The organism is Ensifer sp. 1H6 (assembly GCF_001976035.1).
In the GTDB taxonomy this organism is placed as follows: Bacteria; Pseudomonadota; Alphaproteobacteria; order Rhizobiales; family Rhizobiaceae; genus Ensifer; species Ensifer canadensis.
Map to the genome: position 1 here is coordinate 192,747 of NZ_MOAI01000011.1, position 13,651 is coordinate 206,397.

At 63.2% G+C, this 13,651-nt stretch carries 12 protein-coding genes and 2 pseudogenes; 8 read left to right on the forward strand and 6 right to left on the reverse strand.

Annotated elements, in window-relative coordinates; translation table 11 throughout:
- Window positions 1–125: 125 nt before the first annotated feature.
- The 3 genes from BKP54_RS15510 to BKP54_RS15520 all read right to left on the reverse strand — a co-directional run bounded on the left by BKP54_RS15510 (window position 126) and on the right by BKP54_RS15520 (window position 2,259).
- Entirely contained in the window at window positions 126–431 is a 306-nt protein-coding gene (locus BKP54_RS15510) for a hypothetical protein (RefSeq protein WP_025427898.1), read from the reverse strand.
- A gap of 176 nt (window positions 432–607) precedes the next feature.
- Window positions 608–1,474, reverse strand: a complete 867-nt coding sequence (locus BKP54_RS15515; RefSeq protein ID WP_057221059.1) for an NAD(P)-binding domain-containing protein — start codon at window positions 1,472–1,474, stop codon at window positions 608–610.
- A gap of 23 nt (window positions 1,475–1,497) precedes the next feature.
- Window positions 1,498–2,259: an SDR family oxidoreductase gene (locus tag BKP54_RS15520; RefSeq protein ID WP_025427896.1), complete on the reverse strand. Its 762-nt coding sequence runs from the start codon at window positions 2,257–2,259 to the stop codon at window positions 1,498–1,500.
- 114 nt (window positions 2,260–2,373) lie between these two features.
- Between BKP54_RS15520 and BKP54_RS15525 the strand changes: the two genes are divergently transcribed.
- From BKP54_RS15525 to BKP54_RS15535, 3 genes are all read left to right on the forward strand, one after another.
- Complete coding sequence (locus BKP54_RS15525; protein ID WP_025427895.1) at window positions 2,374–3,279, forward strand: LysR substrate-binding domain-containing protein; 906 nt, start codon at window positions 2,374–2,376, stop codon at window positions 3,277–3,279.
- A gap of 93 nt (window positions 3,280–3,372) precedes the next feature.
- Window positions 3,373–4,131: an AraC family transcriptional regulator gene (locus tag BKP54_RS15530; RefSeq protein ID WP_025427894.1), complete on the forward strand. Its 759-nt coding sequence runs from the start codon at window positions 3,373–3,375 to the stop codon at window positions 4,129–4,131.
- 30 nt (window positions 4,132–4,161) lie between these two features.
- Window positions 4,162–4,923, forward strand: a complete 762-nt coding sequence (locus BKP54_RS15535) for a sulfite exporter TauE/SafE family protein (protein WP_025427893.1) — start codon at window positions 4,162–4,164, stop codon at window positions 4,921–4,923.
- Between the two features lie 74 nt (window positions 4,924–4,997).
- Here BKP54_RS15535 and carA read toward each other — a convergent pair whose 3' ends face one another.
- Window positions 4,998–6,203 (reverse strand): glutamine-hydrolyzing carbamoyl-phosphate synthase small subunit, encoded by a 1,206-nt coding sequence (carA, locus tag BKP54_RS15540; protein WP_025427892.1) that lies wholly within the window; start codon window positions 6,201–6,203, stop codon window positions 4,998–5,000.
- Between the two features lie 324 nt (window positions 6,204–6,527).
- Between carA and BKP54_RS15545 the strand changes: the two genes are divergently transcribed.
- Window positions 6,528–6,977 (forward strand): GatB/YqeY domain-containing protein, encoded by a 450-nt coding sequence (locus tag BKP54_RS15545; protein ID WP_025427891.1) that lies wholly within the window; start codon window positions 6,528–6,530, stop codon window positions 6,975–6,977.
- On the opposite strand, the gene BKP54_RS15550 is transcribed toward BKP54_RS15545, so the two are convergent.
- Window positions 6,958–7,215 carry a hypothetical protein gene (locus tag BKP54_RS15550; RefSeq protein ID WP_025427890.1) on the reverse strand — a complete coding sequence of 86 codons (258 nt, stop codon included), beginning with the start codon at window positions 7,213–7,215 and terminating at the stop codon, window positions 6,958–6,960. The two genes, BKP54_RS15545 and BKP54_RS15550, sit on opposite strands and share 20 nt — an antisense overlap.
- 236 nt (window positions 7,216–7,451) lie before the next feature.
- On the opposite strand from BKP54_RS15550, the gene dnaG reads away from it, so the two are divergent.
- Entirely contained in the window at window positions 7,452–9,470 is a 2,019-nt protein-coding gene (gene dnaG, locus BKP54_RS15555; protein ID WP_084814562.1) for a DNA primase, read from the forward strand.
- Between the two features lie 57 nt (window positions 9,471–9,527).
- Here dnaG and BKP54_RS15560 read toward each other — a convergent pair whose 3' ends face one another.
- The gene (locus BKP54_RS15560) at window positions 9,528–10,367 is read right to left on the reverse strand and encodes a hypothetical protein (RefSeq protein ID WP_025427888.1); all 840 of its coding nucleotides are present in this window, start codon (window positions 10,365–10,367) and stop codon (window positions 9,528–9,530) included.
- 198 nt (window positions 10,368–10,565) lie between these two features.
- Between BKP54_RS15560 and recQ the strand changes: the two genes are divergently transcribed.
- The 3 genes and pseudogenes from recQ to BKP54_RS15575 all read left to right on the forward strand — a co-directional run.
- Entirely contained in the window at window positions 10,566–12,443 is a 1,878-nt protein-coding gene (recQ, locus tag BKP54_RS15565; protein ID WP_025427887.1) for a DNA helicase RecQ, read from the forward strand.
- Between the two features lie 239 nt (window positions 12,444–12,682).
- Window positions 12,683–12,969, forward strand: a pseudogene (locus BKP54_RS15570) (GIY-YIG nuclease family protein).
- Between the two features lie 411 nt (window positions 12,970–13,380).
- Window positions 13,381–13,651 (forward strand): annotated as a pseudogene (locus tag BKP54_RS15575) (glycine C-acetyltransferase); the annotation flags it as partial.

Here is a 13,651-nt window from a genome sequence, read left to right on the forward strand (position 1 = left end):
TCCATCTCATGAAAAGCCCGCCGGCAACGGCGGGCTTTTTTGTTCGTAAACGGATTCAACGGGCGGTCAATTTGATTCAAGCGCGGCGGCTAAGGCGTTGAAATCAGAGTCGAACTGCCCTTCGTTCAAGCCCCCGGAACCTCGTCATCGCCGACGACGCCGCCCTCGCTTTCGAGAATGGAGAGGCGACGTGCCTCGGAACGGGTAAACTTCAGGCAGACGCCGATGCCGCGTTCGCCTTCCGGCAGAAAAATGGCGCCGGCATTTTCGAGTGCATGCGTCAGCGACACGATCACCGCGTCGGCGGGCTTTTCCAGCTTGCGCTCGAACTTCAGGATCGTGTCTTCGTCGACGCCTGAAAAGCTCGCCAGCATCTCGCGCGAAATTTCGATCAGAGCCCGGGCGGCGCGGCACTGTGGACCTGTAATCATCGTCACCTCCAGTTGCGGCGAGGATGCGTGAAGCCCGGCGGCGGGTCAACAGCAAGCGAGGGCCCGCGACCTTTCGACCGCGGACCGTTTTGCTCGAGCCGGTTGGTTATGACGATGTTTAGGCGAGCGGCGGACGCTGCTTTCGCCGGCGCCTGCCACCCGTGGACGACAGAACCCTATTTTGCCCGCATTCCCTCGATGATGCCGGAGATCTCGTCGGCACCGAAGCCGCCGGCGAGGCGCTTTTGCGCCAGTCTTTCGATCGGATCCATGAACGCCGGATCGATGCCCTGGCTGCGGCTTGCGGCGACGATATTGGTGATCGCCACCGATTGCATCGCAAGGTTCGACATCACGTCGCGGGCGTGGTCGCCGCTGTCGATCCGCTCGGCAAGGTCGGGCAGAGCCGTCATCATCGCTGCCAGCCAGGGCTCGACGAAGGCTAGGAACTGTATTGCCGTGACGCCAACGCTGCCGGCAAGCGCCGTTGCGTGCAGATAGCCGCCGAAGAGGCCGTACATCGCCGACAGCAATGCGAGGTCGTTGACCGCGGCGAGAACAGGATCTTCGCCGAGATAGTGGCTCTGGCCAAAGGCAGCCAGTTGCTCCTTTGCGCCCTCAAACGCATCGGCGCTGCCGCTGTAGAGAATGAAGGCGTGCGACGAGCCGATCATCGGCGGCGTCGCCATGATGCCGCCGTCGAGATAGAGCGCACCGTATCCGCCAAGACGGCCGGCGATCGCCCGGACCTCGTCCGGGCGACCATCGGTGAGGTTGACGACGGTCTTGCCGGCCAGCAAGGGAGCGGCGTCGGCAAGCGTGGCTTCGGCGGCGGTATAATCGGTGAGGCACAGCACGATCACGTCGCTGACGTCGATGGCTTCCTGCACCGTTTCGGCTCGGCGCGCGCCGCGGGCAACAAGTGTGTCAGCCCGCGCCTGGGTGCGGTTCCAGACCGTCGTTACGTTGCCTGCTTCGATGAGGGCGTTTGCGAGGGCCGTGCCCATGGCGCCGAGGCCGATGATGGTGATGCAATTGGACATCCGATTCTCCGTTCTGGCTTGTTTCAGGCAGCCGGCGACAATTGCTGGCCGAGACCGCCATCGACCGTCAGCCTCGCGCCAGTGGTAAACGTCGCGTCGAAGGCGAGGAACAGCACGGCGCGGGCCACTTCGTCGGCGGTGCCGTTGCGGCCCATGGGCGTGATCGCGTCCCCCAGCGCCTTGAACTCTGCACGCTCGGCATCGGTGATGCCGGCAACGCCCTTGGTCGGCGTGTCGATGAAGCCGGGGCTGACCGAGTTGACGCGGATGCCGCGTGGCAACAGTTCGGCGGCAAAGACGGAGGCAAACGAGATCAGTGCCGCCTTGCTGCCGCTATAGACAGCCATGCCCGCATGACCGCCGACATCGGCGACAGAAGAGGTGAAGACGATGGAGCCGCCGTCGCGGATGAGCGGCGCCAGCCGCTGCACGGTGAAGAAGGCGCCCTTGGTGTTGATGGTGAACTGTCGGTCGTAGGAGGCCTCCGTCACCTGGTCGAACGGTTCGAGCAGCGACGTGCCGGCGTTGACGTGCAACAGATCGATCGACCCCAGCTTTTGGCCGACGGTCGCCCCGAGCACGGCGATCTCGCCGAGGTCGGAGATGTCGGATTTTACCGCATGGACACGCGCCCCGAAGCGCTCCTGGATCTTGGCGAGGTTGGCCGCATTGTTGCCGGTCAAGAGTACTTCCGCGCCGCCGTTGACGAGCCGTTCGACTGTCGCCAGGCCCATGCCATGCGTGCCGCCGATGACGACGGCTTTCTTGTCCTGATAGCTACCCATGATCTTTTCCTTCGATGTGAGTTCGATGGAGAAGAGATAAATTCATGGACGATATTGCGGAAGACGGGCAAATGTGGATGTATCGTCCACATTTGTAGACATCGGAAAATGGCCATGCGCAATCTCAACGACTTCATCGTCTTTGCCCATGTGGTCGATCACAAGGGGTTCGCGCCGGCCGCGCGCGCGCTCAACATGCCGAAATCGACGCTGAGCAAGCGCGTGGCCGAACTGGAAAAGACACTCGGCGTCAGGCTGATCAACCGCACGTCGCGCCGCTTCACCGTGACCGAGATCGGCGAGGACTTCTATCGACATGCCGCGGCGATGCTGATCGAGGCGGATGCGGCCGAAGCCATCGTCAAGGGCCGGCTCGCTGAGCCGAGCGGCACGGTCAGGATCACCGCCTCAGTGCCGACGGCGCAGATGACGCTGGCAGGCCTTCTACCGCCGTTGGCGCTCGCATACCCTAAGATGCGCGTGATGGTGCACGCGACCGACCGTTTCGTCGACGTCGTCCAGGAAGGCTTCGACATCGCCGTGCGCGATCACTTCGCGCCCTTGCCCGATTCGGGTCTTGTGCAGCGGCGGGTGGCAACGGACGCCATCTGGCTGGTGGCGGCACCGGCCTATCTCGAAAGCCGCGGGGCCCCGCGCGAACCGAGCGAGCTTTCGCGTCATGACGGACTTCTGGCGTCGTTGACCGCCGAGGGATGGACGATGCGCAATGATGCGGGTGTGGTCGTCCGGGTCCGTCCGGAGCCGCGTTTCCTTGCGGACGAATCCAATGTGCTCCGTGCGGCCGCCGTTTCCGGCCTCGGCATCACCGCGCTGCCGCGCAAACTCTGCCGGGCGGAAATCGAGGAGGGCAGCCTCGTTCGTGTCCTGCCCGATTGGGAAGCGGGCAGCGTCACCACGACCCTGCTGATGCCGCATCGGCGGGGGCAACTGCCGTCGGTGCGCGCGGTGGTCGACTTCATCGCCGAGCATCTGCCCGGCGCGCAAGGGTCGGCCGCATAGCTGCAATGATTGGCCAGATGGCGTGCATCACTGCCGTTGCGCGTCGGGCGGCCCCAACCTATCCTTCGCCCGAACGGATGCCCGAGTTGTCGAATGATCCCGCACGAGAACCATCAATGGACTTATTGGCTGGGCCGGGCGTCGCCTGAAGTCGAGTACGCCTTCTGGGCTGGCGGGCCTGCACCGGCACTTGGCATGCATTTCCACCCCGAAAGCCAGCTGACGACGGTGCATTCCGGCTGTCGCGCCTTTCAGGTGGGAAGCGTGATACTCCGGGTCGAGGCGGGGCAGTGCCTGCACATTCCCGCCGGTATGCCGCACCGAAGCCTTGCTGCCGAGCCCGAGGGCGCGCAATGCCTCAACCTCTACGCTGCCCTGCCGGATGCAGGCTGTGGCCCCACAGTATACTCGCTTCGTGAACTCGGGCTTTCCGAAGGGGAGGCCGATCCGCTCGCGCTGCTCCGCGGCGTTGGGGAACGATTGCAAGCGGGTGGCAGGTTGCCGGGACATGCGAGCGACGATCTCTGGCTTGGCGATATCGGTGTAAGCAGCATGACGGTCGGCAAGATCGCCGTTCGTCATGGTCTGAGCCGCGAAGGTTTCAGTCGTCGGTTCACGCGGCTGATCGGTATGTCGCCGCACGCCTATCGGCTGATGCACCGCCTGAACGCGGCCCGGCGCGATCTGCGATCGGAAACGTCGGTGGCCGACATCGCAGCAAAATATGGTTTTGCCGACCAGAGCCATCTCGGCCGTCATTTCCGCCGCGTCTTCGGCGCCACACCACGCGCCTATGGCGAAAACATGCGGGCGGTCACAAACGTTCCAGACGTGGTCACGGCCACAGGCTAGATCTCTTCGCATCATTGCGAAAGGCATGGCATGGACGGACTGATCGCGCCTCTTCTGTTTCTCGCCGGCATAGCCGGCGGCATCATCAATGCGCTAGCAGGGGGCGCAACGCTGATCACCTTCCCGGCGATGCTTGCCGCGGGTCTTCCGCCTGTTGTTGCCAATGCCTCGAATGCCATTGCCATCGCACCTGGGCACCTGCTGGCGGCGATTGCCGATCGCGAGAAGCTGCCGACCTTCGATCGGCGCATGCTGGTCCTGCACGCCCTCTGCGTCGTTGGCGGCGTCATCGGCGCACTGGTTCTGCTTGCGCTTCCCGATCGCCTCTTCGTGCTGCCGGTTCCCGGGCTCATCGGCCTTGCCACGCTGCTCTTTGCGTTTGCGCCGCGCATCGGCCAGTGGACCGTAACGCATCGCGGGAAGGGACAAGCATCAAGGACCGAAGGAATGGCCGCGCTGTTTGCCACTTCGATCTATGGCGGTTTCTTTGGTGCGGGGCTCGGCATCCTCCTGACGGCGGTGCTTTCGCTGCAAGAGCCGGGCGACATCCGCAAGGTCAAGGTGATGAAGAACCTGCTCGGCAGCTGTGTCAGCCTCGCGGCGATCGTCATCTTCATCGCGAAGGGCATGGTGCAATGGCCTGAGACGCTGACGATGTTGTCGGGCGCGCTGATCGGCGGCTATGCCGGCGGTCATCTGGTGCGGGTGCTGCCGGCCCAAGTCGTGCGGCTGTTCGTGATCCTCTCCGGCGCGGTCATGACCTGCGTCTATGCCGGCCGCTACTGGTTTTAAGGATGGCAGAAAGTTAGGGTTCAAATGAAAAAGGCCCGCTTGGAGCGGGCCTCTATGCTGTCTCGGTCGCGCGCTCAGCGCTCGGCAAGCGCCGGTTCGCCCTTTTTCTCGCGCACGAGGTTCATGAACCGGCGGAAGAGGTAGTGGCTGTCCTGCGGGCCCGGCGAGGCTTCCGGGTGATGCTGCACCGAGAACACCGGCTTGCCGGCGACGCGCAGGCCGCAATTGGTGCCGTCGAACAGCGAAATGTGAGTCTCTTCAACACCTTCCGGCAGCGACTTCGAATCGACCGCGAAGCCGTGGTTCATCGAGACGATCTCGACCTTGCCCGTGGTGTGATCCTTGACCGGATGGTTGGCGCCATGGTGGCCCTGGTGCATTTTTTCGGTCTTGCCGCCAAGCGCCAGCGCCAGCATCTGGTGACCGAGGCAGATACCGAACACCGGGATATCGCTCTTCAGCAGGTCCTGGATGACAGGCACGGCGTATTCGCCGGTTGCCGCCGGGTCGCCCGGGCCGTTGGAGAGGAAGATGCCGTCCGGCTTCTGGGCAAGCACCTCTTCGGCGCTCGTCGTTGCCGGCATCACGGTGACGCGGGCGTTGAGGCCGGTGAAGAGGCGCAGGATGTTGCGCTTGACGCCGTAGTCGAGGGCGACGACGTGGTAGTCGGCCTCGGCATCGCCGAGCGTCGAATAGCCTTCGTCCCAGACCCAGGGCTTCTCGGTCCACTGCGAGGACTGGCCGGAGGTCGCGACCTTGGCAAGATCGAGGCCTTCAAGCCCGCTCCAAGCCTTGGCTTCCTTCTTCAGCGTCTCGATGTCGAAGACGCCTGAGGGATCGTGGGCGATGACGGCGTTGGGCATGCCGTTTTCGCGGATCCAGGCGGTGAGTGCCCGGGTGTCGATGCCGCAGAGGCCGATGATGCCGCGGGCTTTCAGCCAGGCATCGAGGTGCTTGACGGACCGGTAGTTCGACGGCTCGGTGATATCGGCCTTGAAGATCACGCCGACCGCGCCGTGGCGGGCTGCCGGCGTCAGGTCTTCGATGTCCTCGTCATTGGCGCCGATATTGCCGATGTGCGGGAAGGTGAAGGTGACGATCTGGCTGAGGTAGGAAGGATCCGTCAGGATTTCCTGGTAGCCGGTCAGTGCCGTGTTGAAGCAGACTTCCGCCTGCACCTTGCCGGTTGCGCCGATGCCCTTGCCTTCGATGACGGTGCCATCGGCAAGAACGAGCAAAGCGGTGGGTTTTTCAGTGGTCCATGCGGGTGTCGCGGTCATCGTTCCTATCCCGTTGCGGCGCGAGGCGGGGCTTGAAAGCCCGACGGCTGATCGCCATTTTATGTGCTCAGGCATGGACGCGCGGAATCCCCGCGAAAAGTGCTCACATGCCAATGTCGTGCAGGTGCGGGAAAATAGCCAAAGCGCAAAGCCCGGTCAACCAGCCGCTGTGAATTGTCTGGAAATAAAATTCCTTTTAATTCAAGCGGTTGTGTAATCCGTTTGATTGCACCTGCCACACTGGTTTAAGACGACGACAACATTGACGCATCGAACCGGTTCCGGGCAAGAGCACCGCGGGCCGGCTTCGACATGGAGAAAGACATGCGCGACCAGTTCGCTGAGGTACTGAAAGAAGCCCTGAAGGCCAAGGACACGCGGCGCACCTCAACCGTGCGGCTGATCCAGGCTGCGATCAAGGATCGTGATATTGCCAACCGTGGCCTGGGCAAGGATCCGGTCGGCGACGACGAGATCCTGCAGATCCTCGCCAAGATGATCAAGCAGCGCGAGGAATCGGCGCGCATCTACGACCAGGGCGGCCGGCCGGAGCTTGCCGAGCAGGAGCGGCAGGAAATCGTCATCATCAACCAGTTCCTGCCGGCTCAGTTGCCAGAGGATAAGGTCAAGGAACTCTGTGCTTCGGTGATCCAGGAAACCGGCGCGCACGGGCTTCGCGACATGGGCAAGTGCATGAACGCGCTCAAGGAACGGTATCCCGGCCAGATGGACTTCGCCAAGGCCTCCGGCCTGGTCAAGGACCTGCTGAAGTAACCGACTGCGCCCGCTCGTCTGCGGCGGGCGCCGTTGCGGCATTGAAATTGCCGGTGAGCCTTTCATGGGCCTGATCGATCAGCGCGAACTTCTCCGCCTGATAATCCCAATATTCCCGGATGAAACCCTGCGACAGCCAGAGGCTGCTGCGACCCGGCGGGCCATCCCATCCCATGCCGCTGGGCACGGCGTTGAAGAAGCCGGCGCTGGATGCAAGTGCTTCGACGGTGATGGCCATGATGCGGGATCCGAGGTCGGGAGGCGAATTCATCCTGTTGTGCTTGGTCGGAGTCAGGGTCGATGCACGGCCTGGGTGTAGAAACATGTTCGCGCTAGACGCGCATCATCCGATGACCTACAGCAAGCGGGGTTTGCAATTGCCTTTTTACAGCCTGTGAATTGCGGGCAAGGCCGGTCAGCGCTGTGGCGTCCGGCGGTTTCGCCGCCTATATGGAGGATTGACCAGAGGTACCCATGCGCTTTTCACAGTCCTTTCTTGACGAGATACGCGACCGCGTGCCGATTTCGGACGTGATCGCCAAACGCGTCACCTGGGATCGGCGCAAGACCAATGTCTCGCGCGGCGACTACTGGGCCTGCTGCCCGTTCCACGGCGAGAAATCTCCGAGCTTCCACTGCGAGGACCGCAAGGGCCGCTACCATTGCTTCGGCTGTGGCGTTACCGGCGACCACTTCCGCTTCCTCACCGATCTCGAAGGCCTGAGCTTCCCCGAGGCGGTGCAGCAGATCGCCGACATGGCCGGTGTTGCCATGCCGCAGCCCGACCCGCAGGCCGAGAAGCGCGAAAAGGAACGCACCAGCCTGCTCGATGTGATGGAGCTGGCGACCCAGTTTTTCGAGGACCAGCTACAGACGGCCAATGGCGCCAAGGCGCGCGCCTATCTGCGCGAGCGCGGGCTGACCGGCCGCACCATCGAGACCTTTCGCCTCGGCTTTGCGCCCGACAGCCGCAATGCGCTGAAGGAATTTTTGGCCGGCAAGGGCATCGGCAAGGAGCAGATAGAGGCCTGCGGCCTGGTGGTGCATGGTCCCGAAGTGCCGGTTTCCTACGACCGCTTCCGTGACCGCATCATGTTTCCGATCCTGTCGTCGCGCGAAAAGGTCATCGCCTTCGGCGGCCGCGCCATGTCGCCGGATGCGCCGGCGAAGTATCTCAATTCGAATGAGACCGAGCTCTTCCACAAGGGCAACGTGCTCTACAACTTTGCCCGGGCACGCCGTGCAATGTCCGGGGGCAGCCGCCCCGGTGATGCCGGGCAAAACGAAAGTGCTACGGCGACGATCATCGCGGTCGAGGGCTATATGGACGTGATCGCGCTCCACCAGGCGGGCGTCGAGAATGCCGTTGCGCCGCTTGGAACAGCACTCACCGAAAACCAGCTCGATCTGCTCTGGAAGATGACGTCGCAGCCGGTGCTCTGCTTCGATGGCGACGGCGCCGGCATCCGCGCTGCCAACCGCGGCGTCGATCTGGCGCTGCCGCATCTGAAACCCGGCCGCTCGGTGCGCTTTGCCATGCTGCCTGACGGCAAGGACCCGGACGATCTGGTGCGGCAAGAGGGGCGGGCGCCCTTCGACCAGGTGCTGGCCAATGCAAGGTCGCTGGCCGAGATGGTCTGGCAACGTGAAATCCAGGTCGGCTCGTTCGATACGCCGGAAAAACGCGCCGAACTTGAAGCGAGGCTGAAGCAGGTCACCGCCGTCATTGCCGACGAAAGTGTGCGGCGCCACTATGGCCAGGACATGCGCGACCGGCTGCACGCCTTCCTGCAGGCCTCAAGCCCCGGTCGCGGCGGCGAGCGGCGGCAATTCGAGCGCGGCGGCCGCCAGGGCGGCGGCCAACGCGGCGGGCAGGGTGGACGCCAGCCCAACACCTCGGGTCCGACGGCAATCTCGGACCGGCTGGCGCGCTCGTCGCTGGTCAGCGGCCAGCAGGCGGTGCCCTCGTTGCGCGAAAGCGTGCTGGCGCTCACCATCGTCAACCACCCGCAACTGCTGTTTGACGAATACGACGAGATCTCGACCATCGAGTTCGACCACCGCGATCTGCAACGCTGCTGGGCGGCGGTGCTCAATGCGGCTGCCGCCAACGGCCCGCGCCTGACGCGTGAAGGGCTGGTGGAACAGCTGGAAGCCGAAGGCTTTGCGCCCTTGATCGCGGCCATCGACCAGCAGATCCGCTATGCCCGGCTGTGGACGGCGACAGCTGCTGCGGCACCCGAGGATGCGCGCGAGGGTTACCTGCAGGCGCTGGCGCTGCACCAGCGCTCCAAGGCGTTGCATTGGCAGCGGCGCGAGCTGGAGCGGGAACTGGCGCATGCGACCGAGGAGGGAGACCTCGAGGCCGTGCCTCAGCTCCTGCGCACACTTCAGGAAGTACAGTTCGAAGTGACGCGGCTTGAAAACCAGGAAGCGATCATCGAAGGCTTCGGTGTGCTCTCCGGCCGCGTGAAGGGACCGGCGGCCCGGTGACCGCCGAAAAGTCGCGCGCCCACGCCGAAATCCGGTCCGGTCTCAACAGTATGCCGACTATTCGCGCCAATGTTCGGCCACCCAGGGAGCTGGGCGGATATAGTGGCGCAGGTAGCGGATTGGATTCTTTTCACGCCGGTCACCGGAAAACAGGCGCCGGATATGCCCGAGCGGCGTGTCCACGCGGCCGCGATAGCCATACTGTCCGTCGATCGCATGCTGCGGCAGCAGGCTGCGGGGGAAAAGCACCACGCGTGCATCGGTCGGCAGGCGCGGCGCGAAGAAGTAGTTTAGGGGGAGCGGCCAGTGGCAGTCCTGCCGGAAATGCAGCACCCAGCGCCTTGGGAAAAGTTTTACGCCGCCCGGCGCGTTGCGCGTCACGAAACGCTGCTCGAAGCGGTATTCATTGGCAACGGCTTGCGGATCGGCCAGGAACTTCTGCTGCAGCGGCACCAGCTTGCCGACCGGGAAGCGAAACAGCGAGGTCTGGCCGAGCCGTTCGAACGGCGTCGTCTGGTTGCGCGCCAGGATCACATCGTCGGGTTCTCCGACCTCGAAGAAGGCGTCGAGCGACCCGACGATGACGATATCGAGGTCCAGAAACAGCACCGGTCCGCTGAGGTTGCCCAGCTTGGCGCCCCATAGCCGAGATTTGTTCCAGATGCCCGGCGTCTTCTCGGGCATTTTTCCAATGTCCAGCGGCGGCAGATCCTCGCAGAGAATTTCCGGGTGCAGACCCTCGCGATTGTCGGTGAAGCAGGTGAAGGTGAAGGGCGGGGTGATGTTGCGCGCCGCCATGGCATAGAGGCGGTTGATGAAGGGCGCGCCGTATTTGGTCCCCCAGTTGATGCAGATTAACTGCTTGACGCCGCCGCTTGCCGCCAGAATGCTAGACATCGTTACTTTCCAGTTTTTTCAATCCACGAGATTGCCGGTGACCGGAAGGGTCGCATCGGCGGCGAGTTCAGCTAACAGGTCCGAAGCCGCCCGTCCAGCCGCCGCGATTTGCCTTGCTCTATTCCGTTGACCGGAAGGCTATGGCATTGCGGTCGCTTGGGGCGATGATGATCAGGTGATTCCCGTAAAGGAGATATGATGGAGATTGGGCAAAGGGCGCAATGCGCCAAGGGCGTCGCCGGCCATCTCTTCGACGGAGCCGCGCCGGCACCTTTGGATGTGCTCAAACGCGTCTATGGCTACTCCGCCTTTCGCGGCCGGCAGCAGGAGGTGGTCGAGCATGTGGCCGCCGGAGGCGATGCAGTCGTTCTGTTTCCGACCGGCGCCGGCAAGTCGCTCTGCTTCCAGATCCCTGCACTCTGCCGTCCCGGCCTCGGCGTCGTCGTTTCGCCGCTGATCGCGCTGATGCGCGATCAGGTCGAGGCGTTGAAGCAGCTCGGCGTCAATGCGGCGGCACTCAATTCGTCCCTGACGCGCGAAGAAGCGGTGGCCGTGCGCCGGCAGATTGCCGATGGCACGCTTGACCTCCTCTACGTCACGCCCGAGCGCATCGTCACCGATGGTTTCGCCGATCTCATCGGCAATGCCCGCATTGCGCTTTTCGCCATCGACGAGGCCCATTGCGTTTCGCAGTGGGGTCATGATTTCCGGCCGGAATATCGCACCCTCGGCCTGCTTGCCGAGCGCTATCCCGGCGTTCCGCGCATCGCGCTGACGGCGACGGCCGATCCGCATACCCGCGAAGACATTATCGAGCGCTTGTCGCTGCAGGGCGCCGAAGTCTTTACCACCAGCTTCGACCGACCGAACATCGCCTATGAAATTGTCGAGCGCGACCAGCCGCGCCAGCAGTTGCTGCGCTTTGTCTCCCGCTTCCGCGGATCGTCCGGCATCGTCTATTGCCTGTCGCGGGCAAAGGTCGAGGACACTGCGGAATGGTTGAACGGGCAGGGCATTCGAGCGCTGCCCTATCACGCCGGCATGGACCGGACGCTGCGCGACACCCATCAGGACGCGTTCCTCAAGGAGGAGAGCCTCTGCCTGGTCGCAACCGTCGCCTTCGGCATGGGCATCGACAAGCCGGATGTGCGCTATGTCGCCCATCTCGATCTGCCGGGCTCGGTCGAGGCCTATTACCAGGAGACCGGCCGCGCCGGACGTGACGGCCAACCGTCCGAGGTCTGGATGGCCTATGGCATGGCCGACGTCTTGCAGCGCCGCCGGATGATCGACGAGGGCGCAGTGGCGGACGAAATCAAGCGCATCGAGCGCGGCAAGCTCAATGCGCTTTTGGCGATCTGTGAGACGGCTGGCTGCCGCCGACAGGCGATCCTCGCGCATTTCGGCGAGGCGCATCCCGGTCGTTGCGGTCATTGCGATACCTGCCTGAAGCCCGTGGAAACCTGGGACGGCACCGAGGCCGCGATCAAGGCGCTCGCCGCCGTCTACCGCACCGGCGAGCGCTTCGGCACCGGCCATGTCGTCGACGTGCTGATGGGGACCGTCAACGAAAAGACCGAGCGTTTCGGCCATGTCGACATCCCGGTCTTCGGCGCCGGCAAGGATCTGCCGGCGCGTACCTGGCAATCGGTGTTTCGGCAATTGCTGGCCGCCGGTCTCGTCAGCGTCGATCACACGGCCTTCGGCGCAGTCAAGCTCGAAGCGGAGGCCCGCGCCGTGTTCAAGCGCGAGCGCCAGGTGCTGTTTCGCAAGGACCGCCCGCAGACGGGCAAGGCGGCGCGGCAGGCGAAATCGGGCAGCCAGCGCGAGCGCGCCGACCTTGCCGGTTCCGACCTCGAACTGTTCGAACTGCTGCGCGCCGAGCGCTTCACCATCGCCAAGGACCTGAACGTGCCGCCCTACGTCGTCTTCCCGGATGCAACGCTGATCGCGCTCGCCAAGGAGCGCCCGCGCGGCTTCGACGAGCTGCTCGACATCCCCGGCATCGGCGAAAGCAAACGCGAGCGGTACGGCGAGGCATTTCTGGCCGTGATCGACGGGTATTTGGAGGGGTGAGGCCCGACGATTAGCTCTCGCGGTTGGGCTTTGTCCCGATTCTCGTATCTTTTCGGCACTGGTGCAGTACGAAGTTGGGGGAGTTCCGCCCTCAGACCAGCTAAGTCGCGCCGCCGACGCGGCGCGGCTGGATTCCTGTGACAAGCACAGGAATGAGGGCGTGGCGGGCGGTCGAAATTCTTTCACCCAACTACAATTTTTACTTGTGCAATAAGCGCGATATCGCCAATTTCCCTTTCATGAGGGGCTATGTCTACATCCTCGCGTCCAAGCGAAAGGCACGCTTTATGTTGTCGTGACGAAGGATCTCGCCACCCGGCTTTACGAACATCAGAACGACCTGACGCCCGGCTTCACATCGAGATACGTCAAGACGCTGGTCTGGTTTGAGGAGTTTGATTTGCTGACCGCGGCGATAACTCGGGAGAAAACGATCAAGAAATGGCCTCGAAAGTGGAAGTTGAACCTGATCGAACGCATGAACCCGGATTGGGAGGATATCTCGCCCTATCTGCATGCCCTCTGACCAATGATCCCGTCTCATTGTCCTGAGCTTGGGATAATATTGCCGCGATTGTTGGGGACCAGATTCTGAATACGCTGGCTGCAACTACGTCCCCTCCCTCATTCCTGTGCTTGTCACAGGAATCCAGCCGCGCTGCGTCGGCGGCGCGAATGGATGGTGCTTGATGGGACAAAGGGTGCCAGCTTCGATCTTCGACCGCTCAAAAGCTGGAGTGGCCGAAGCAATATGTCTCGCACCGCCAAGGGCGCGACATAAAATTTCAGACCAGCGGGTCTGTTGCGAAAGGCCCTGTCGTTTTCCCTCACTACTGCCTCTGCGCATGGCCTGGCCGCTGGAATTTGCTGCAACGGGAAAGCTGTCGTGGTACTCGTCTGGCACGAAACGTCCTTTTCACAGTGAAAGCGGCCCGCCATGACCAATGCTTTTCTTTCCCACCTCCGCTCCGAACTCGATGGCTTGAAATCATCAGGCCTTTACAAGTCGGAGCGGGTGATCGTCTCGAAGCAGGCGGGCGAGATCGAGGTTGCCTCGGGCGAGCGGGTGCTGAACTTCTGCGCCAACAACTATCTCGGCCTGGCCGACAATGCGGAACTGACTGAGGCCGGCAAAAAGGCGCTCGACCGTTACGGCTACGGCATGGCCTCGGTGCGCTTTATCTGCGGCACGCAGGAAGAGCACAAGC